Genomic DNA, 20,460 nt, shown 5'->3' with positions numbered 1-20,460 from the left:
ACTCTATCCGCTGTAAATCTGGTACATCTCGCGCAGTTGCACATAGCGGACCGAATGGTTGGCGTTCAAATAGGTAAAATAATCGTCCAGCCGCTTCAGATAACGATCGACGTCGTCCTGAGTTTTGCAATACTTCGATCCGCCGGGCATTAATTCGTTGGAATGAAACATCATATTTAAAAAGCTCACGCCGGAGCGAATCAGATGTTCGCTTAATTCGATCATCTGGTTTAAATTGGCGTACGATGGCCGCAGCCAGTACAGATCGAGTCCCCAGAATTTTTTCAACAGACGGCGCAACCCGATGTTGGGCAGATCGATGTAATTTTTGGCCAGCCATTGCGGCAGCTTTTTATTAAAGCCCACGGTAACGGGCACTTCCAGAACGGAAGAATCCCCTTTTTCTTTGATATTGCCGCGGTTCAAACGATAGGGTTCAATGGAAGCAAGATAACCGAACGACGGCTCGAAGGGTTGTTTTCCTTTGCGAAAGGGCACCACGCTGGAATCCACCAAAACGCCCAACTCTTCAAGCACAGGCACTGAGCTCTCGTTAAAGCCATAGCGTCCCGCCCGGTAGGAAAGCGGCTGCTCGCCCAGCGTTTGCGAAATCAAATCGGATAAAATTTTCAGCTTTTTTAGCTGCAACTCCGGCGGCAGATTGGCCGGAAAGGTATTAGCCAGAGTGCGCTCTTCTTCGTAAGGCGGGTTCACCCAGGGATGTAAGTGCAAACCGATTTCGGCCTGGCGATTTTTCCGGAAGTCGCTTAAAATCTGCATGGCCTTCTGATCGGCCGCCACCGGGTAGTCGATTAAATAGGTGGCCTTTACTCCGTGCCGGTCAAACAGCTTTTGCAACGGCTCCAGAAACTGGATATTGCGCACGGTGTATTGCGAATGGTCGTTGTATTCCGCGCCCCATTCGCGCTCTTCTTCGGTGTCGATGGTTACTAAAAAATGGATCATAATCTATGGTAATCCTGATGGTTGAATGGCTGATTGGTTGAATAGTTCAATAGTTGAATGGTTGAATGGTTGAATAGTTCAATAGTTGAATGGGTGAATGGTCACCAGCCTGTCATGACGCCGTGATGAGAATGCCTTACATCATTACATACTGCCGCCTGCCGGAACGACGTTCTTCTGTCCCCCCTGGGGCTGTCCCAAAAGTCAAAGGCAATGTATTTTTTTACATTTTTTCTTTCCCTCACCCCCTTTAATTCCCCCTCTCCCCGATTTTCGGGAGAGGGGGGCAGGGGATGAGGGCTACTGTAAGCTTTTTACTGTCTTTGTATAATAATTCATTAGATGTCGCTTTTGAGACCCCCGCAGGGGGTGCAGGGGGTGAGGGCCAGCCTGGTTCAATAGTTGAATGGTTGCATGGTTACTGGACTGTCATGACGCCGCGATGAGAATGCCTTACATCGTTAGATAGCGACGCCTGCCGGTACGACGATCTTCTGTCCCCGCTCTCCATCTTTGGCGCAGCAGGTAAGGTTTATCTAATTTTCAATCCTCCCGGTCTGGCCGGAGGCACGTCGTCTCTATTGCCAAGAGGATTGATGATGTACGTCTCGGAACCGGTTAAATCGCTTTCAAAATAAAGGACGCCGCTTTTAATCAGCTCGCGCTGGCCCTGGTAATCCCAGGTTTGCATGGATCGTTCGCTGCGCGTCATAAAGGTTTCGCTTTGCGAACCGTAAAGGCGTTTGACCTCATAAACCATGTCGGGCAGCAATCCGCTAATGACGTGAATCGTTCTTCCCTGGCCGTTGATGGTGTAGGTAACCGTTCCGGTATTCAGGCTGTCTTTCTGGTAGAAAAGCGTTAAAAAGTTAGGGCGATTTGCGCTCTCTTTTTCAATAAACACGCCCTGCATCACGGTTCCGCTGCGAATGGCTTGTATGGAAGCCATCTGCTGCGTGGTATTGGCGTCCGCTGCCTGAAAGACATTCAAAAAGAGTTGATCCTGATTAAATTCCGTTGGTTTTACGGAAACCTGCCAGCGATGCGTTTTAATGGCCAGGTGGTGTTGTCTTTTCAGAACGTCGCTGTCAAAGCTGGCCACTCGCGTAACTTCTACTCTGGCCTGTTGGGGTAAAAAGGTCTGACAAAAAACGACGCCGTGGGCATTGGCGCCGCCCACATAATCGCCGTCTCCGCCATCGCCGTCTTTTTCTCCGCCCAGCCCGTTAAATTCCTTGATAATCACCTGCTGGCCTGTATAGGCAGTGCCGATGCGGTCGCTGGTACCGGTACCGGTTGTCAGGTCTTCTGACGACTGATAATTGAACGCTTCGGGCTTCCAGGGAACATGGTAAACCCACTCGGCTCGACTGGGCGCCACGGCGCGGTCAAACACCACTAAAAAATCGGAATCGGTTGCCGGATTTTCGCCGGGAAACCAGACGTACTCCCGAACATGCTGTACGCCATCCTGAAACATGGGCGAGCGGTTGACGCGCACATGGTAAAAAATGCCCTCTCTTTGCGTTACCTGCTCAATGCCGCCCCAGTCGTAATCTCCCTGCCCATTGGCCGCGGCCTCTAAGTCCGCCTGATCGGCCATGGATTGATGACTCAGCGTGTGTCCCCCTTCAAAATACACGATGTTGTTTTTGCGCGCGCCGGGATAATCGTCGAGGTTGCCGTAACCACGATGCGCCACATTGCGCGTGTTGACCAGCTCGCCAAACTTGGCCAGCGCAAAACCCGGGGTATCGTCTGCTCCGCCGTGACCTTCAAATCGGTAATGTCCGTCCATAACCATAAACACGCCGTCGGCCGGATTATCAAAGCCAGTGCGGGCCACAAAAACTCCCGTATTTTTGGCCCACAGGGAATGGGGCAATCCCAGCTCCTGCGGCGTTCTGGGCGAAACGGATTTGTGCAAGCCCAAAAATCCCCAAAGGTAATGGTGTTCGTAGCTGTGCCACTCCACCTGGTAAGTTTCAATTAAATGGCGCATTAATCCGGCCGTTTCGCCTAAACCGACCTGATTTAAAAGACGCGGCAAATTGTACATCTGCTCGCGCATGGAACGATGTTCAAAAGAAGGATCGGTGGCTTCTGCAATGCCGGTGCGAATAAAACTGTAGTGGCGATCAAAATATTTGTGCGGGTCTAACATGTAGTACATGAACGTTGGATAATGGGCGATGGCGCTTCCATCAACCGTGGAAGAGTTTGAAATATAATCTTCACCGGTGGCGGTGTACCAGGCGTCGATATTCAAAAAATGAGTGCGCGGATGCCAGCTGGAGTAACCGATCCACTCCGACCAGCCGCCGCTCTGCCCTGCCACAAAATTATGGGCATCCAGGTAGCCGTAATTCAGCATGACCTGACTAAAGCTGTCCAGCGCCTGATCGGCCTCGGCGTCGATCAGCCCGTCGCCCCAAAAGGCCAGCCCGATGTACCAGGCGTAACAACCTTCGTAATATTTGCTACTAAACATCTGCTCCGGCGTAAAAGACGGATTGCTTAAACTATGGTTAAAGACCTTGTGCGTAACGGTTCGCGTTTTGACCATGTCGGCTATTTGTCGCCTCTGGTCGTCAGTCATGTAATTGTACGTCCAGTCATAGGTTAAGGCGGCCACATAGGCCAGGTCGTCGCCGGCATTCAGGCGGCGAATCAAACTGTTAATGGCCCGCTCGGCGTATTTAGCCAGTGAAATCGGGTAAGAGATGCCGTCCACCTGTCCAATGGCCGCAATAAAGGCCTGATGAACCATCACGGCGCGCAGGGGATCGTGCCCCGCTTCGGAGAGAATATTGTAATCATCATTGTCCGACATCTCAGCCGCCCAGTTCACGTAATCCTGAAATTCGCTTCTGTACTGCTGAGAGAGCGTCTGACGCCAGAAGGCAAGCTTATCGACTGTGATGTGCAGGCGCGGATGTTCGCGTTTAGCCAGCGGCGAATCCGCTTTAGGCGTAAAGGCCAAAACTTGCGCCGAAAAGAGCAAAACGATTGTAAAAATTAGACACAGTGTTACATTGATTTTATTCATTTGTTTCCCGTTTTTACTGATTTTACAGGCCGCTGTTTAATATGTCCACAAAACATTGCAAAAGCAATGCCATAACATTTACAGGCGGTGTGCATCAACCAACTTTTGCGCAATTTCCGCGGTTTTACGCGCATTTCCCAGCCAGGTAAATTTTTGCACAACGTCCTGGCGTGCGGTTTTGCCCAACCGCCTGCGCAAATCTTCGTTTTGAATTAAAAGCAATAATTTTTCTTTTAATGACCGGGCGTCGTCTGGTTTGAATAGCAGAGCATTTTCTCCGTCCCGCAAAATATCCCGGATATTTTCCATATCCGGCGCCAGAATGGCCTTTTCCATGGCCATGTATTCCAGAATCTTCATGGGCGACGAATAGGGCGTGGCGTGCGGACTGATGGCCACATCCATCATGGCAATGTACTGCTGAATTTCGGAATGGGGAATGCGCCCTAAAAAGCGAATCCATGCTTCATGGCCTTTTGCCCTGTTGAATTCAACCAGCTCCTGATAGCTGGGTCCGTCTCCTAAAAAGATCATGGCCGCATTCAGACGCGGCAGGTTCAGTTCTTCCAGCACGGTAATCAACTGATCAATATTATGCCAGCGCCGTAAAATGCCCACAAAACCCAGCACAATTTTTCCTGTTAGTTTCAGTTTTTTTCGCAAAGGCTGATCGTCAATATCGGGATTAAAGCGCTCCGGATCTGTGCCGTTGGGCAAAACCGTGATTTTTTCTTCCGGCACGCCGTAATCCATCACAATCTTTTTTAGCGGCGTGGAAACCACAATAATGTGGGGCGCCGCGTTAAATATCTTCTTTTCGCCGTATTGCGACAGCCAGGGGAAGTACAACTTTTCCCACTGCCGCTTCTGGATGGAGTACGGCGAATTTACTTCTAAGATAAGCGGCAGGTTGTTCTTTTTGGCCGCCCACAAGGCGGCAAAACTAAAATGCGCGTAGCGGTCGTAAATAATGTCCGGGCGGAATGAATCAATCGCCTTTTGCAGCATACGCCGCCCTTTGAGATTGTAGCCGATTTCGGCCAGCTCGTACACGGGCTGCGGAATGTGTTTGCGCACCCAATCCCATTTCGATTCTCTGGCATCCTGCGCCTTGCGGAACTGCGTCTTTTCGCCAACCAGCGAAACCACCTTAACCTGATGCCCTAACTGAATCAGACCATTTACAATAGACTGAATATGAATGCCTTCCGCCCCATCGCCCAGAGTTCGGTGATGATATAAAATCCTCATAGGCCAAGAATCCTGATTTCATCGACAATGGTATCTTTTATTTCCGGCGGCTTAATTTGCCGCACCACCTGCGCATGATTATCCAGCACATAGCGTAATTTTTCGACCATGTCATCCACATTGCGGTTTTCGTAGGTAACCGTGCCGGCGGGCCGACTGCCATTATCGCAGGCAACCACCGGCACTTTTAAGGCCAGGGCCTCCAGCACCGAAGATGCGATGCCGTCTTTAAAGGGCGTTCGTAAATACAATCTGGAACGCGTCATAATGGTTAAAAATGCGTCGTGATCCTGATCGCCGGCCAGAATGACGTGATCTTCGATGCCCAGCTGTTTAATCAGGGCCTGTATTTCTTCTGAGCCCATATCCGATCCCATAATAATCAGTCCGAACTTTGGATAGTGTTTAACCAATTTCGCCACGGCGTGAATCATATCTTCAATAAAAAATTCCGGCCGAAAAAACACATAGCTGCAAATGACCGGATCGTGGTCGGAAAAGAAGGTTTCCACCTCTGGCTTTAGTTCTACCTTCTCAAAATTCAAGTACTGCTTGCTAAAGGCCTGAATGGGAATGATTTTATGCGGATTGATGCCATATCCGGCGATCTTTTCTTTAACCGCTTCGTTGTTGCAAATAATATGGCGGGGCGCCGTAAAAATGAACTTGTACAACGGCGTCAGCAACGGCGCCTGTGATTGCGGAAAGTATTTTTGCACCGGCCCGGCATGAAAGGTAATGACCGGCCGCCGAAAGGTGAGCAGCGAAATAAGCAGCGCCAGGGTCGTTAAAACAAAGCCTTTGGGCGAATCGCCGTTCAAATGCATGTGAATCAGGTAGCCCTTAAGCCTGTACTTGAATACCTTTTTCACGTAATCCAGTCCGCTAAAAACAGGGATAAAATCTCTGCCGGTTAAAAAACGACCTTTGCCGGTATTCAACACCTCGCAAATGTGTCCCTGCTTTTCCATCTCCTGCTTCAGAAAATAGATGCGCATACCCCATCCGGCGCGCGGCGGCGGATAGGAAGATATCTCAAGCACTTTAATCTGCTTACGCTTCAATGTTTCCTCTCCTTTTAAGAATGATTACCCCTTTAATAGCGTTGTTTTGTAGCCATTTAAGATTTTATGACTGTCGAAAATAAGGTTCGCGCCCGGTCACATACAGGGTTTGATTACCGACGGTTACGGTTAAAATCTCGTCGCTGTCCGGACGCTCCGCTCGTTTAATCTGGTAGCTCTGCCTGCCCAGTCGCAGGGAATAATCCGATTCCGTTTGCCGGATTTCCCACCTGGCGTCCTGCTTTTCCGGCAGAAAAACGGTCGGCACAATGAGCGGCAGCGATGTTTTAATTTGGTAGGATAACAGCGGCGCCGGCAGACGCCTGCGATAGGTTGGCGAAATCCAGCCTTCGTCCGGATTTTTTCCGCCCTTTTTCAGTTCCACTGCCGTTTGCAGGTTCGCGGGAAGGGCCGGCAAAATGAGCAAGGCGGAATTTCGGCCGCTGGCCTTAAAGCCCGTTTGACCGGCTAATTTTTCCACCTGCACAAAATGGTTAAAATGCCAGTTCAACTCCAGGTTAAACGCGGTGTTTTCTTCTGCGTACAAATAATCCACCGCCAGCCAGAACGTTTGATCGATAAACAAAAAATAACGGCGGTGGACGGGTTTTCCGGTCAATTTCTGGTAGCCGTAATGTTCGCCGCACACGCCGGAGAATCCATTTTGCTGTACAACGCTTAAACGTTTAAAACGCGGCGCAAAGCTCCATTTTAAAATACCCGTTTGCCTGGCCTGCGACTGGCCGTTAATGGTTACGGTGTTGTGAGCGGCCGTGCTGCGAAAGTAGGTATGCCAGTCATACTCGCCGCGATAGTTGGAAAATCCGGGATCAATCAACAGCGGTTCGCCACAGGGCGCGATCTCAATTTGCAGCAGGTCGGCATGTCCGTGAGCCGCAGACGGGGTTTCGTCGTAAAAAACGCCGTCGGCCAATGGCCCGCAGTCCATCAATGAAAAATGAGAAGATTCTTCAAACCCGGAGCGAAAAACGTAATAGCCGGATTGATCCAGAAATATGGTTTTGGCCCGCGGCTTTTCTGTTTTAAGGGTTTCAAAGTCCTTTAGCTCCTGTTCAGAAAGCATCCAGAAGGCGTCTTCCTGCAAGCCGCCGGACATGAATTTCATATCGCTGCGTTTAAACCATACGGCGCCAAAACACTGGTAAGAACGGAAATCCCAGCTGGTCGGATCGGAAAAATAGATGGAGCGCGCGTCGTCAATATCGCCAATGTAGGGAAACGTTCCGTCCGGGCGCATCATGTGCATGGAAAACTCGAGCGCCTTTTCCACGCGTTGCAGCATCTCTGGCGGAACCGCCTTCCGGTTATGCCTGAGTAAGGCGATGGCCTGCAGGTAAAAACCCAGGGTAAAATGGTGATAAAACGTGGCCTGTTCCACGCTGCCGCCGTCCGCGTGAAATTGTTTTTCCACCTGTTCTTTAAGAACGCGCAAAGCCTTCTGCCGCCAGCGATCCGCGCCTTTAAATTCCGGGAATAAAAAGCCAATGGCAAACAGAGCGGCGGTTTCGCCGATCAAATGGTTGTACGGGCTAAAATAGATGGAAAGATGGTCGTTCAAAAAAAGCCCGCTCCAGTAAAGAATTTTAAGAATCGTTTTGATGGTTTGCGGGTTGGGATTGTTGCCGGCCGAATAGAAATGGAGCGTCCATATCAGGGCCAGAGCGCGCACGCCCACCTCCAGCGCGCTGGCCCAGGCAATGCCTGTCTGGTAAGGATTTTTACGGTACCAGTCGTCAAGCAGCGCATCGATTTTGCGGCGGTATTTCTCGTCGTCGGTTAAATAATAGGCTTTAGCCACTTCGATTAAAAACTGTAAACGATTGACTTCCCACACATGTTTAATATCGCCGGGATTTTGATTCGTAAAAATATCCACCTCGTCATAAAAGCCTGTGGGAAACGGTTTTAAAGATACCGGATCGGACTGCCAGGGGATGGGATCAGGCAATTGAAAAGAAACGCCCAGAAAGCGAAATTTGTGCTGCAGAAAATCGTCCGCTCTCTCAATGGTTTTTTTGAATTGTCGGTTAAACTGTTTTTTAAAGATTTCCTTCTTCTTTTCGCTCAGCGGCTCCGACAGCAATGGTCTGCGCCCTGGAGAATGAAAGATTTGTGCGGGGCTCCCTTCATCAATCGGTTTTAACATCTGCGCCGCATCGTCCATAAACAGGCTGAAATCATCATCAAAATATTGATCCAGAATGGCCGGATAGGCTTTTTTTTCACGGACGATGATCCATTTTTCCTTTAAACGAAAAAGCAGTTCCGCCGCAGTCACTCTGCTCAGCTTTTTTAATTTTGTTTTAATACTCATACCAGCACCGTTTGTTTTAAATCTTTAAGCACGCGGGAAACAAGATAGTGGTTGTAAACATTTTCCAGCAGTCCTCGCTCCCAGAAGCGAGATATTTTGCCCAGATGCGTGACCTGATGGATGATAAAAAAGATCTGAAACATAGGATGATCCTTTGCCAGCGGCGCGCCATAGCCCTGCAAAAACGAAGCTTTCATCTCTTCGATCACGCTTTTTTGAAAGGTGGGCTTAAAACTCAATAAATAGAGCTGATGGTAAAAACGCGACAAATCCTTGTAAGGGGAATTGATCTCGCATTTGTTAAAATCCAGCACGGTAACTTTGTCTTCTGCCGCCAGAATATTGGAGAGCGAAAAATCGGTGTGGGCAAAGGTCAGGCGTTCGCTTTGCGCGCCGGCCTTTTGCCACAAACTTTTTAGATAATCGATTATTTTTTGTTGAAAATGTTCGTCAAAGTCCAGCTTCGGGTTCTGCACCATGCGCTGCAGGCGAATCAAAATGTAGTCTTGCAGAAAAGAGAAGGTCAATTCCACCGGCGGCTTAACATAAGGCACTTCCTCAACAATGGAAAAGGACTGGAACTTTTTTAACCACTGCCCGGCCTGACTCAGCGAACGATGCACTCTTTGCTGCACGCGCTTTGCGGGGAACAGGTGTAATCGGCCCGTCAACTTCAATAAATTCTCGCCCTCGCTTTTTCGCGTGATGAGTATCAGATTTTCCACATCAAGCCAGATGGGTTCGATGACGCGATGTTCTGGATCGTCTTTAAACTTATCGAACCAGAAGCGACTGACGGCAAACTCTCTTTCAAGCTCAGCTCTTTGTTTCTCCGGATTGCGCAGTTTATAAACCTTAACGAAGAACGAACGACCTTCATCCGTTACCACTTCCATGATCACAGAAAACGGACGGTCAATGATCTGCCGTATTTCCAGAGAATCTTTTGGGGCTTGCAGAACCGGCACAATTTTTTCGATCAACTGTCCATAAGGAAGCGCCAGAAGCCCCTGTGCAAAATATTTTTTAAATTTCCGTTCGGCTTTGGCTTTTAACAATCCTGCTCCTTTTTTATGTCGATCAATAATGGTGTCCGTTGTGTTCAATGGTACCGCAAACATACGCTTTAAAAATGGGGGGAAACATTTTATTGGAAATATTGATTCTTTTCAGGCGGAACAGGTCTTCTCCCACTTTGTTGCTGCCCGGCACCTGGGTTAAGGCAGCCAGATAGCCCATTTCGCGCATCATTTCAATATGAGCATCATTGAAGTCTTTTAATTGTCCGTTGGGATAGGCAAAAAATTTACAGCTGGCATTGGTCTTTTCTTCAATCATCCGTTTTGATTCGGCCAACTCCCTTTGCGCTTCTTCATTACTCAGCATGTTTAACAGGGCGTGGCGGTGTGTGTGCGAGCCAATTTCCATGCCCTGATCGGCCATGGTCTTCACCTGTTCCCAGTTCATAAAGGCATACCGATCGGGATTGGCGGCAACGGGATGGGCGTCTATAGATACCTGCGCTTTCAATTGTTTTAATAACATTTCTTCTTCGCTTAAAGTGGCCGATTTCATCAAATCTCTGATTTCGATGGAAGCACGAATTTTTTGTTCTTCCGAGTTCAGGGTAAACGCTCTGTGCCAGCCGTTAAAGTTCAACTCGATGGTTTTATTGGTGGAGTGAAAGACTAAATAAGTAACCCAATCGGTCCACAAACAATCGTTCCCACCAATTAAGCCGGTTGTAACAAAAAAGGCGGCGCTGACCGCATGTTTTTTTAAGACCGAAAAAGCGTAGTCAAAATTATTTCTGTAGCCGTCGTCAAAGGTTACAACCGCATAATTTTCCGTAAGCTTTCCCGTCTGTAAACGTTCGACCGCTTCTTGCAGGGGAATAACCTTAAATATCTTTTTCAACATTTTTATCTGATTATCAAAGGCGGACACCGTAACGCAATTTCTGTATTCATATTCAAAAATCGGCGCGCTGTCGGACACAACCGAATGGTACGTCAAAATGGTAACGGACGGTCGTTTTTTTTCCAGCGTTCTTTTATTTTTTCCGATAAGGTCTATCAGACCAAAATAAATCTTTTTAAGTGCGTCGCGCATCGATCTTACCTACTTTAGTCTCATACCACTTTAGATAAAGTTCTTCATAACTTTTGATCATTACCGGTAAGGCAAATTGCCGTCTGGCTTTTTTTAAGGCATTTTGCCCTAACTGTTTAGCCCTCTGCGGATTTTCGATTAAATATTGGATCGCGGTCACCAATTCTTCAAGCGAATTGGAGGTGAACAGTAGTCCCTCGCGCTCATGCTCGATCAATTCGGGATTACCGCCCACTCTGCTGGCTACAATGGGCAGGCCCGTGGCCATGGCTTCTTGAATTACATTGGAACAGCCCTCGCTTAATGACGGCAGCACAAAAATATCGAAGGCGTTTAAATATCCCGGGATGTCATCCCGATAGCCCAGGAAAAGCACATCTTCCAGAACGCGCAGTTCCCGCGCCAGTTTTTCCAGTTCTTCGCGTAACGAATACCTGGGCGTATCTCCGATGATGATGAACTTTACAGAGCGATTTTTCTTTTTTAGCCTGGCCAGCGCTTTAATCATTAACTGATGATTTTTCACCTTCATTGGCCGACCGATCGTTCCAATGATAATCGAATCGGCGTTTACATTAAGTTTCTTTCGGTAAAATTCTCTTTTTTCGGGCTGCGGTTTAAATTTTTCGGTATCCACGCCGTTCAATATGGGTAAAATCTTTTCCCGCTTTACGCCCAGGGTGCGGCTTAAATCATCGGCCAGCAGCGCGGAAACGGACAACACCTGATCAGACCAGCTAAACATGATTTTTTGCACCCATTTCCTCTTAAAATCTTTATGATAAGAACCGTGTTCGCCATGGATGACAATCGGAACGCGCGCCAGCCTGGCGGCCGTAATTCCTTCAACCAGGGTGCCCCAGGAATGGGTGTGCACAATATCGAGGCCTTCCTCTTTAAAGATCTTTTTTAATTTAAAAATTAAAGAAAAATCATTCCCTTCGCCTTTTACAATTTCCAGCAATTTGGTTTTATCCACATCCAGCCCCATGGTGTCAAAAACCTTGCCCATCACAATTAATACCGGGGCAAAAACATCCGGATTTAGCCCGTTCAACAGTTTTACGATTCCGACTTCTTTGCCGGCTGGCGAAAGATAATTAATCAGATGTGCGACTTTGATTTTTTTAGAGACCATCTAATATTCTTTCAAATTTTTTAGCGTATTTCTGGTAATTAAACAGGGCCACGTACTCGGCGCGCGGTTTAAAAGAAGTTTCTTCCCTTAAAATTGTCAAAACGGCCTGCCCTATCTTTTCAATATCATTAGAAGGCGCCAGAATACCCGCGTTGGCTTCCTGCAATAACTGATGCGTTGCGCTGTTCTCTTCGGCAATGGCCAGAATGGGTTTGCCGATGTAAATATATTCAAACATTTTCGCGGGAATCTGCAAATCGGTTTCCGGCTGAATTAACAAAAGCGCATCGGCCTGGAACATGGTTCGGATGCTTTCCTGAAAGCTAACAGGCGGTTTAAAGGTAACGTAATCTTCTATCTGTAATTCTTTTACTTTTTTAAAGATAAATTGCAATTCAGACACCACGCTGCCGATAAACTCAAATCTCACCTTTCCGGGAGAAATTTGTTTTTGTTCGTGCAGATTTTTGATGGCCATAAACAGGGTTTCCGGATTTCGCCGTTTGTAAAGCGTGCCCAGATGAACAAAGCGAAAAGGCCCCCGGACGTCGCGTTCATCTTCTTCTACTTCAACCTGAAAATCGTCGGGATCAAAGCCATTGTAAAAAAGCTGAAACTTTTCTTTTTTTTCACCGGGGTACAACTTTAAATATTCGTCGCGCATTTTAGGCGTAACAAAAAATAACTGATCTGCCCCCTGCACGCATAATTTTTCTACCAGGCGCTCCATCCCGTAGCGGAAAATATTTCCCCGGTCCCAGCGCGAGATGGCCCACGGATCGCGAAAATCGAGCACCAATTTTTTGTGCGTTATTTTTTTTAGAATAAGGGCGATCAAAAACAGTGAATGCGGCGGAGCCGTGGTTAAAATGATATCGATTTTTTCATGTTTAATGATGCGCGCGCCCTGGGCAACGGCGTGGGGCAGCCAGCCAATGTATTTATCGGGGAATTCAAAAAAGGCGAAGAAAAAGCTCCGGAGTTTATCGATCAATACCGCTTTCCATCCGCTCGCTTGCCCGTTGCCGGCGCTTTCTGTCTTTTTCTCTTTTTTTGCCGGAGAGGCTTTATTGGTTTTTCGCTTTTTTAAAAAATGTCCTAATTTTTGCTTGGCAAAAGTAAAAATGCGCGTTAAATCGCTTTTATCCGTTCTAAAAACCTTAACGGATGCGGGAATCTTATCCTGATTCCCCATGCGTTCTCCCAGTTCCCGGTTGTAATATTCTTCCTTTAAGGTTAAAACAAAAAAATTAAACCGCGAATGATCCATGTATTTTAAGATTTTAGCCACCCGCCTGGTGCCGACCGACGGATTGGGGGGAAAGTTGGTCGTTAAAAACAATATATTTTTCTTATGGCTCATTATTAAACCTTTAACAAAGATTAAACTTCTTCGCTTAATTGCGCATTTTCATAAATTTCATTTACCTGAATATTTCTAAGGGCCACGGCAAAGGCGCTGAACCAGTAAATAACCTCCGAGTACAACCGGTTGTGAAAGATGCCGGCCACCAGAATACCGATAAGCCCCATCTGGATGGCCATGGCGTCCACATAATACCTGTAGCCCGGCGCTTTCAGGCGGTCTCTCCTAATTTTGCCCAGAATGACAAACGTATGAATTAAAAGGCCAAAAAATAAAATGATGCCCACAAAGCCCCATTCCACTAAAACCAACAAAAAGGTGTTATGTACCGTTTTTGTGCCCTTTTCTTCCATGATCTCTCTTAATTCAGGCACATAGTCCATTACCAGCGCCTGATAGCCTTCTCCTCCAAGGCCCATGGGATGATCTTTCCACATTTCAATGGCCCCGCGCCACAAATGAAGCCGGGAGCCTGATTCGTGATATTCATCAATCGTGCTTTGCCTTTCCCAGAACTGTTCGTTGGACAGGCTAAAGACCAGTATGGCGCCTCCTATCAGCGCCAGAACCACACGCCAGCGCAGCTTGCCCTTAATCCAGATAACAGCCAGAAGCCCGATGACCAGAACGGCCACAAAAGTAGCGCGGGAGTTAGCCAGAATAATCAGGTTGATCAAAAAGGGCACCGAAAGCAGAGTAATAACTTTTTCCCAGTTTTTGCCGATTAAAAAATAGAGTCCAAAAAAAGGCAGCATGGCAGCCACGTGCGCAGAGATGGCATTTTCTTCGGTTGAATTGGGCGCGATGACGCCCAGGTATCGGTTCGAACCACGTTCAAAGGCAATGCGTCCAAAATTGGCCACTCCTAACAGCAAAACCCAGATGATAAAGCGAAAATGCCTGGGCTCGCGGATGATGTACATCATCAAAAAAATCTGAATGGTGAGTTTGTAAAATATCTCTGCTTTCCGAAAACTCTCTTTTGGCTCCACCGCATAAAACGCGCTGATAAAATACATCCACAGAGTAAAGGCAACCAGCCAAAAAATCAATTTGTAACTGGCGCCATGCAGCGGCTTTAATTTCCGGTGATTAATAATCAGGCTGATTAACGTAATCACCGAAACCAGAAAAGACCAGCGCAGGTCTGGCAGATGGTCTCCCCACCACATGTAGGGCGGATGGTTATGCCATTCAAAAATATAGGTGGCAATTCCAAAATAGGGATGCCGAAAGGTCAAAATCAAGCCGGTAACATAAAGAATCATGAAGATAATAGCTGTAGCTGGCATGGGCTAAGGCCTCACTAATTGTAAACTGGCAAAGGGGAACACGCCCACGCGAGCGCGCTCCGGCAAGTTTTTTTTAAGATAATTGAATAACGCCTTTTCATCAGAAAAAAACGGATAGTCTTCAAAGAAAATGGTTTTGAACTCTTCGGGCGTAATATTAGGGGAATAAAATAAAAATTGACGCCCTTTTAAAAAACGTAAAGGCCGGGGCTTACGGTACAACAATCCGCCAGGGCCAAACAAACCGTGGTATCCCAGACCTTCGGAACAGGCCGAAGTCACCAGCACCATTCCCTCTTCCTTTAACAACGTTCCGTCGGCAGATTTTAAAGGGATAAAGGCATTTTCTGCCTGCAGCAATTCCGTATCTTTGGGATAGGCGTTTAAAATCAAAAGATCATAAGGCGCGTTGGACATCGCTTCGGTAGTATATAATTGCCTGGCTTTGAGCGCCGCCTGTCGATGCGCTTCTTTAAAATCGCCGCAAAAGATGTCGGCAATGGTTCGATTGCCGTTAATCACCACGCCAATGAAGAAATCGATTCCCACCTGCGCCACCATCTCTTCGATAACATGGCGGAAACGATTTTTCTCCACTTCTCCTAATTTGCCCATAAAGCCCATCAAAACCGATTTGTGCGTTTTGGTAATGATCCCTAAGTCTGAAATTCCCGGAATAAGCATTTTAGCCCCGCCGCTAAAACCGGCAAAACTGTGGGGCGTTAATCCGCTAATCACCACGCGAAAATCCGCTTGTAAATAATGCTTATTCAAACGGAATTCGGTTTTGCCCCACTGCAGGCCGGTGGGTTCTGTTTCCTGCGGATCGTGGTTGATCCACCGGTAGTTTTCAACAATCTGCCTGCCCAATTTTTTAGCAGCGCTCTCTTTACTCAGCGGATGGTGCGCGCCAAGCCCGATCAAAAACCTTATCTGATCTGTTTTAAACCCACAGGAATGCAGTTCGTCCACCAGCGTCTTTAACAAAGGCTCCAGAATAACAGGCCGCGTCAAATCATCCACCACAATCAGGATGTTGGTGGGGTTCTTTTTTTTAACCAGTTTGCAAAGGTCTTTGGTCTTTAAGCGGAAGTGTTCTTCGCTCAGCGGCGGCGCATCGGACAAAGAATAAAAATCTATGATTGAATCCGGCGGCAGCTCCAACTCCAATCTGGATTCATCAAACCAGGCCGCCCAGGGTATGTGAATGGTACGCATCATTTAAACCGACTTCTTTTTTGCAGCGGAAAATTTTTGGAAAAGTGTGGAAAACTCCGACAACAAATTTTTATAGGCCGATTCCCGAAAAATAAGATGGGCCGTGCCCAGGGCCGCCAACGAAGCGGCGGAAAGGATAAAAAACATGGGAATACTTTTAATGTCAAAATAGGGCAAAGCAAATCTCAACGCAGCCAGGTTAAAAACCACCTGAAAAATTCCGTAAAGGAAAGGCGCTTTTTGCGTTTGCCATAAATCGCTTACAGTAAACGGCAGTCTTTTTATCATAATTCTGACGATTAAAAGGGTGTAAACAATCGAAGAAAGCACCACCGCCACGGCCACGCCATTTATTCCATAAGGGATAAAAAGCAAAATCGATCCGCCTAACAAGACCAGATAAACGACCTGCGCCTTTATCCGCTGGTTAATGAAGTCCAGCGCAAAGATCACCGGGAAAAAGGTAGAACCAATGGTTTTTACCAGACCGGAGACGCACATAATCTGGAGCGGAATAATGGTATGCAGCCATTTGGGGCCATACATGTTGTACACCAGCGACGGAGCCAGAAAGATCAAACCGATTAAAATGGGATAGGCCACCAACGAGGTGTAGCTTAAAACCTGCTTTAAATTTTTGACCACTCGCTGGCCGTCCTCTTTAATGCGCGAGAAGGCAGAAAACAAGGCCTCGTTCATAGACCTGCCGATTTGCCGACGCGTCATATCCATTAAATTAAAAGCGCGTTCATAATAACCCAGCGCTTCGGTCCCCAGGAAGCGGCCGATTAACAGGTAGTCGATGTTGTTGATGAAATAATCCAGATATTGAACAAAGGAAACGCGCATGCCATAGGAATAAAGATTTTTAAATATGGAAAATTTAAAGTAGATGCGGGGAACAAATCGGGCATAGATCAGAACCAGGATCATATTAACTACAACAGAAAACACCTCGCCTAAAATAAGGCTCCAAACGCCAAAATCTAAAATGGCCAGGACAATGGCCGTGGAATAACTGAAAACAGACCGCGCCGAACGCGCAATGGAAATCCCTTTAAAATTCAGGTCTCTCTTTAATAAGCTCTCGGCCACCATTATAAACGTATTCAAGATAAAGGTTAAAGAAATAACCTTTATCAATTGCGTTACCTGAGGACTGCGCACGAACTGAGAAAAATAAGGCGCGCCGAAAAACAAAACCAGAAATACGGTCAAATTAATAACAAAACTGGCCGTAAAAACCGTATCTATTTCCGACCTGTCGATCTCTTTCTTTTGAATGAGTACGGTGGAAAAACCAAAATTGGTTAGCCGACGGCCAAAACGAATTACAATGAGCGTCAGGCCGTAAAGTCCAAAGTCCTCCGGAAACAGAATACGCGCTAAGATAATGGAAGTGATCAGGCGCGAAGTTTTGGAAAAAAGGATGTTAAAAATATTCCAGAAAACCGCAACTTTGGTTTTTTCTTTTAGATCCTTAGCCAAGCGTCATTAACCCCTTTGCTCGTTGGTAATGGGACGCACCGTAAAATGGTATTGAGCGCACTCTTTATCGCTCTGGATTCTGTATTTGCCCATGATTCTAAAAATTTTAACTCTGCCGATGTTCACATACCCCATGCGGTACACCGAACGCAGGGAAGCAAAGTTATTGGTTTCCACATAAGAGATCAGCCCTTTAAAGCCCTCGCCGGTCACCGCTTTTAGGGCTTTGGCCATGCCAACGGCATGCAACCGCTGTCCTCTGTAGCGAGGATGGGTGTAACCTTTGTACATGTACACCCACTGCGGGTCAAAATATAAAACAAGATCCTGATTGATGGGCGTGGGCTGGGTTGAATACCAGCCATAACTGGCCAGAAAATCGCCATCCAGGATGGCAAAACAGCGGTCGCCCTTTTTAAAAGCGCGCTCCAGAAATTTCTCGGTCAGCTGCGTTTCAGGATCGGCGGCGTATTTTTTCACTTCATCCGCGCTTAAAAATCGGTGCTCGTAATTGGGATTGCCTTGCAGATACTTCGGATTCAGGGTCTGCATGGTGACAATCATACCCTGCAGTTCTTTGTAAAAACTAATTTTGTTGATCAAACTGTATTCCAGGGCATGGAACACACCATGCATTCCGAATTCATCTTTAATGCGTTTTAAATCTTCTTTGATCATATTAAAATTCCCGCCCCGCAGTTATTCTGCTTTTTTTGATTTAATATAGTTCACAATGGCGTTTATGCTGTCAAAATTTTCCGGATACAAATCGTCGTCATCCACTTTTATCTGATACTTTTCTTCAATAAAACCAATCAAATCCAGCATCTTGACCGAATCGATAATGCCCAGTTCCAGCAAGGAGTCATCATAATCCAATCCTTCAAATTCATCTTTTAAGGACTCGTCATATAAAAAGTTTATGATTTCCTGATGCATTTCCATATCCTTAACCTCCTTTGTTTGATTATGCATCTCTGTCGCCAACGGTCATGTACCAGTTGGAACCCTGTAATATGGTTTTTGCTAATTTTTCGTTCATACTTTCGTTTGCGTAAGCGATAACCGACGATGTGGCATCATCCCGCTCCTTGAATCCTATGCTTTTCAATAAAGGAATAATCGGATTATCTTTTTGCAAAATAAAGGAGAGCGTTTGTCCTGATTTTGTTTTGTAAACCTGTTTGATAAACTCCAGGAACAGGGGCACAAGCATCTCACGATAATTTGGGATCAGTACGTCAATAATATGCACCGTCTCTTCTTTAATCGTAAAAAAAATCGTGCCTTTCAGCCGATTGTTTTCAAAACAATCGAATTGTTGATACTTAAAGTTAGGATGATCGGCAAATTTCCATTTGAGGTATTGGCAATTTCTAACGCCGATTACCTTAAACTGAGCCTTCATTTGCTCGAATAATTGTTCGTGTTGATCGCTGCATTCGATCTGCGCTTTTATCTGACCGGCGACCTTAGCGGATCGTTTAAGAGCAAACTTCAACTTCATACCAAAATTCAGCGGCAGGGCCAGGGCGGCAGCAAGGGCGTTGCTGGAAATTTTTTGCCGGAGATAGCGGTCAAATTTGAGCGGAAGCGCAAAACGGCGCATCTCACTTATTTTTTGGTGACCAACACGGAAGTGAATGACTTCCATCCTTTTGTTGGGATGGGCATACAACAAAGCGACTTCTCCGGAATCAACGCCCTTTTTGGCCTCACGTCTTAATTTGAGCGCTACGCCCAGGGTGCGGTATTTTTGATCAATGGAAAAATCGCCGCAGTTCCAGGCCAGATATTCCTTCCCTTCCACAAAAACCGGCCGTGGAAAAACGCCCGTAAAGCCAATCGCATCGCCGGTTTTATCGTTATAGATAATCCACGCTTTGGCTTTCCCAAACGGATTGTTCAGATAGATCCAATCAAAGCGTTTGCTGTAGTCGGTATCGGTACGCGTGCGATTTCGTTCCAGAATGGCCACAATGGTTGGTTTGTCTTTTTCCAGATCAGCTACTTTTACCGTGTAACTCATCACTTACTCCTGCCGAATCGTTTTCCAGGTGGTGTAGGTCTTGCCGCGGAATGCATCCCAGATGCCCTGCAGCGAAGCCCAGTTCACCATATCGAAATAAAAGATAAATTTAATGATGCCCGCCGAATCTTTCCCTTTTCTGTCTCTGAAAAACCCTGCAAAAGCCGCCAGGTGAAAAAGGACATGCAGGGTCATTGTAACGGCGTAGAATCCCGATTTATTAACAATGAGCGCATTGCTTGCAAAACTAGTAATAACAAACAGACCTCCCAGCCAGCGTAAAAGTTTGTGGCTAAAAATTTCCCAGGCAAAAATACCGGTTTTAAAGGGATTTAGAACCGCAACATTTTTCCACAAACCGCGCCAGCTGCGGTTAACGATTCGTCTTTTACGCCAGTACTCTTTAAAAAAAGACGGCGCGGCTTCTTCGTAGCAGACGGCGTAAGGATTGAACACGCCCCGAAAACCCTGCAAAACAATCTGAATGGGATTCACAAAATCATTGATGTCGTCCGGGGCAAGCGGTTTAAAAAGATCTTTACGAATGGCATAAATGGCGCCGTCGCCGCCCACCACCGATCCGATTTTCGATTCGTTGATTTTCATTTTGATCTCCAGCGACCAGTACACCTCTTCCTGCGAACCGGCGGTTTCACCATTGTCATAATAACGCGCGTGCCCCACCACATAACCGATTTTCGGATCGGCGAAGTATTTGACCAGCTCCCGAATAGCCTTTTTATCATACATGGAATTGGCATCAGAAAACACCACAATTTCGCTCTCGATTTTTTGCATGACGCGCGTAATGCCGGAGGTCTTGCCGCTGCGCTCTTCCATGCGCAGCAAATGCACGCGGTCATTGACAAATGAGCGCACCACTTCATCGGTGTGGTCGGTTGAAGCATCTGAAACGACCCAGATTTGTAATTTGTGCGGCGGGTAATCCAGCCCAAGCGTGTTTTCGATCTTTTCTTTAATGACGGCCTCTTCATTAAAAGCCGAAATCACCAGAGCCACGGTGGGCAAATTATTTTCATCCGCTTTTAACGGTTTGTTTATAATCCTGGACAGAATAAAAAGTATTAAAGGGTATCCCAGGTAAATATATCCCAGGATAAGTACACTGCTCCAGAAAAAAATTACATCCAT

At 46.8% G+C, this 20,460-nt stretch carries 16 protein-coding genes; all 16 read right to left on the bottom strand.

Annotation, left to right across the window (positions count from 1 at the left end; translation table 11 throughout):
- Positions 1–3: 3 nt before the first annotated feature.
- The 16 genes from Cabys_RS05220 to Cabys_RS05145 all read right to left on the bottom strand — a co-directional run bounded on the left by Cabys_RS05220 (position 4) and on the right by Cabys_RS05145 (position 20,460).
- Positions 4–966 (bottom strand): polysaccharide deacetylase family protein, encoded by a 963-nt coding sequence (locus Cabys_RS05220; RefSeq protein WP_006929113.1) that lies wholly within the window; start codon positions 964–966, stop codon positions 4–6.
- Between the two features lie 532 nt (positions 967–1,498).
- On the bottom strand, positions 1,499–4,015 hold the full coding sequence (locus Cabys_RS05215) for a hypothetical protein (RefSeq protein WP_006929112.1): 2,517 nt from the start codon (positions 4,013–4,015) through the stop codon (positions 1,499–1,501).
- Positions 4,016–4,093: 78 nt separating this feature from the next.
- Complete coding sequence (locus Cabys_RS05210) at positions 4,094–5,266, bottom strand: glycosyltransferase family 4 protein (RefSeq protein ID WP_006929111.1); 1,173 nt, start codon at positions 5,264–5,266, stop codon at positions 4,094–4,096.
- Positions 5,263–6,330 carry a glycosyltransferase gene (locus Cabys_RS05205; protein WP_006929110.1) on the bottom strand — a complete coding sequence of 356 codons (1,068 nt, stop codon included), beginning with the start codon at positions 6,328–6,330 and terminating at the stop codon, positions 5,263–5,265. Before Cabys_RS05205 ends, Cabys_RS05210 begins: the two co-directional genes overlap by 4 nt.
- Before the next feature lie 64 nt (positions 6,331–6,394).
- Entirely contained in the window at positions 6,395–8,665 is a 2,271-nt protein-coding gene (locus Cabys_RS05200) for an alginate lyase family protein (protein WP_006929109.1), read from the bottom strand.
- Positions 8,662–9,786, bottom strand: coding sequence for a phosphotransferase (locus tag Cabys_RS05195; protein ID WP_081475072.1), 1,125 nt, complete (start codon positions 9,784–9,786; stop codon positions 8,662–8,664). The genes Cabys_RS05200 and Cabys_RS05195 overlap by 4 nt, the downstream gene beginning before the upstream one ends.
- Entirely contained in the window at positions 9,746–10,777 is a 1,032-nt protein-coding gene (locus tag Cabys_RS05190) for a polysaccharide deacetylase family protein (RefSeq protein WP_006929107.1), read from the bottom strand. Before Cabys_RS05190 ends, Cabys_RS05195 begins: the two co-directional genes overlap by 41 nt.
- Positions 10,761–11,915: a glycosyltransferase gene (locus tag Cabys_RS05185; protein WP_006929106.1), complete on the bottom strand. Its 1,155-nt coding sequence runs from the start codon at positions 11,913–11,915 to the stop codon at positions 10,761–10,763. The genes Cabys_RS05190 and Cabys_RS05185 overlap by 17 nt, the downstream gene beginning before the upstream one ends.
- Positions 11,905–13,278: a glycosyltransferase family 4 protein gene (locus Cabys_RS05180; RefSeq protein WP_006929105.1), complete on the bottom strand. Its 1,374-nt coding sequence runs from the start codon at positions 13,276–13,278 to the stop codon at positions 11,905–11,907. Before Cabys_RS05180 ends, Cabys_RS05185 begins: the two co-directional genes overlap by 11 nt.
- Before the next feature lie 20 nt (positions 13,279–13,298).
- Positions 13,299–14,573, bottom strand: coding sequence for an O-antigen ligase family protein (locus Cabys_RS05175; protein WP_006929104.1), 1,275 nt, complete (start codon positions 14,571–14,573; stop codon positions 13,299–13,301).
- Positions 14,574–14,576: 3 nt separating this feature from the next.
- A complete protein-coding gene (locus Cabys_RS05170) occupies positions 14,577–15,794 on the bottom strand; it encodes a lactate racemase domain-containing protein (RefSeq protein ID WP_006929103.1) in 1,218 nt (405 codons plus the stop codon).
- Positions 15,795–17,279 (bottom strand): lipopolysaccharide biosynthesis protein, encoded by a 1,485-nt coding sequence (locus Cabys_RS05165; RefSeq protein ID WP_006929102.1) that lies wholly within the window; start codon positions 17,277–17,279, stop codon positions 15,795–15,797.
- Positions 17,280–17,285: 6 nt separating this feature from the next.
- Positions 17,286–17,957 carry a GNAT family N-acetyltransferase gene (locus Cabys_RS05160; RefSeq protein ID WP_006929101.1) on the bottom strand — a complete coding sequence of 224 codons (672 nt, stop codon included), beginning with the start codon at positions 17,955–17,957 and terminating at the stop codon, positions 17,286–17,288.
- Positions 17,958–17,978: 21 nt separating this feature from the next.
- A complete protein-coding gene (locus Cabys_RS05155) occupies positions 17,979–18,224 on the bottom strand; it encodes an acyl carrier protein (RefSeq protein WP_006929100.1) in 246 nt (81 codons plus the stop codon).
- A 22-nt stretch (positions 18,225–18,246) separates the two neighbouring features.
- Entirely contained in the window at positions 18,247–19,308 is a 1,062-nt protein-coding gene (locus Cabys_RS05150) for a hypothetical protein (RefSeq protein WP_006929099.1), read from the bottom strand.
- Positions 19,309–19,311: 3 nt separating this feature from the next.
- The gene (locus Cabys_RS05145) at positions 19,312–20,460 is read right to left on the bottom strand and encodes a glycosyltransferase family 2 protein (RefSeq protein ID WP_006929098.1); all 1,149 of its coding nucleotides are present in this window, start codon (positions 20,458–20,460) and stop codon (positions 19,312–19,314) included.

The organism is Caldithrix abyssi DSM 13497 (assembly GCF_001886815.1).
GTDB classification, from domain to species: domain Bacteria; phylum Calditrichota; class Calditrichia; order Calditrichales; family Calditrichaceae; genus Caldithrix; species Caldithrix abyssi.
This window is presented reverse-complemented; position numbering and strand designations above follow the sequence as displayed.

What these genes read in the sequence shown, in the direction of transcription:
- Cabys_RS05175 (WP_006929104.1), bottom strand. Translation starts at nt 14,573, where the DNA reads ATGCCAGCTACAGCTATTATCTTCATGATTCTTTATGTTACCGGCTTG.
- Cabys_RS05185 (WP_006929106.1), bottom strand. Translation starts at nt 11,915, where the DNA reads ATGGTCTCTAAAAAAATCAAAGTCGCACATCTGATTAATTATCTTTCG.
- Cabys_RS05145 (WP_006929098.1), bottom strand. Translation starts at nt 20,460, where the DNA reads ATGGATGTAATTTTTTTCTGGAGCAGTGTACTTATCCTGGGATATATT.
- Cabys_RS05200 (WP_006929109.1), bottom strand. Translation starts at nt 8,665, where the DNA reads ATGAGTATTAAAACAAAATTAAAAAAGCTGAGCAGAGTGACTGCGGCG.
- Cabys_RS05215 (WP_006929112.1), bottom strand. Translation starts at nt 4,015, where the DNA reads ATGAATAAAATCAATGTAACACTGTGTCTAATTTTTACAATCGTTTTG.
- Cabys_RS05195 (WP_081475072.1), bottom strand. Translation starts at nt 9,786, where the DNA reads ATGTTTGCGGTACCATTGAACACAACGGACACCATTATTGATCGACAT.
- Cabys_RS05210 (WP_006929111.1), bottom strand. Translation starts at nt 5,266, where the DNA reads ATGAGGATTTTATATCATCACCGAACTCTGGGCGATGGGGCGGAAGGC.
- Cabys_RS05220 (WP_006929113.1), bottom strand. Translation starts at nt 966, where the DNA reads ATGATCCATTTTTTAGTAACCATCGACACCGAAGAAGAGCGCGAATGG.
- Cabys_RS05150 (WP_006929099.1), bottom strand. Translation starts at nt 19,308, where the DNA reads ATGAGTTACACGGTAAAAGTAGCTGATCTGGAAAAAGACAAACCAACC.
- Cabys_RS05180 (WP_006929105.1), bottom strand. Translation starts at nt 13,278, where the DNA reads ATGAGCCATAAGAAAAATATATTGTTTTTAACGACCAACTTTCCCCCC.
- Cabys_RS05155 (WP_006929100.1), bottom strand. Translation starts at nt 18,224, where the DNA reads ATGGAAATGCATCAGGAAATCATAAACTTTTTATATGACGAGTCCTTA.
- Cabys_RS05190 (WP_006929107.1), bottom strand. Translation starts at nt 10,777, where the DNA reads ATGCGCGACGCACTTAAAAAGATTTATTTTGGTCTGATAGACCTTATC.
- Cabys_RS05160 (WP_006929101.1), bottom strand. Translation starts at nt 17,957, where the DNA reads ATGATCAAAGAAGATTTAAAACGCATTAAAGATGAATTCGGAATGCAT.
- Cabys_RS05170 (WP_006929103.1), bottom strand. Translation starts at nt 15,794, where the DNA reads ATGATGCGTACCATTCACATACCCTGGGCGGCCTGGTTTGATGAATCC.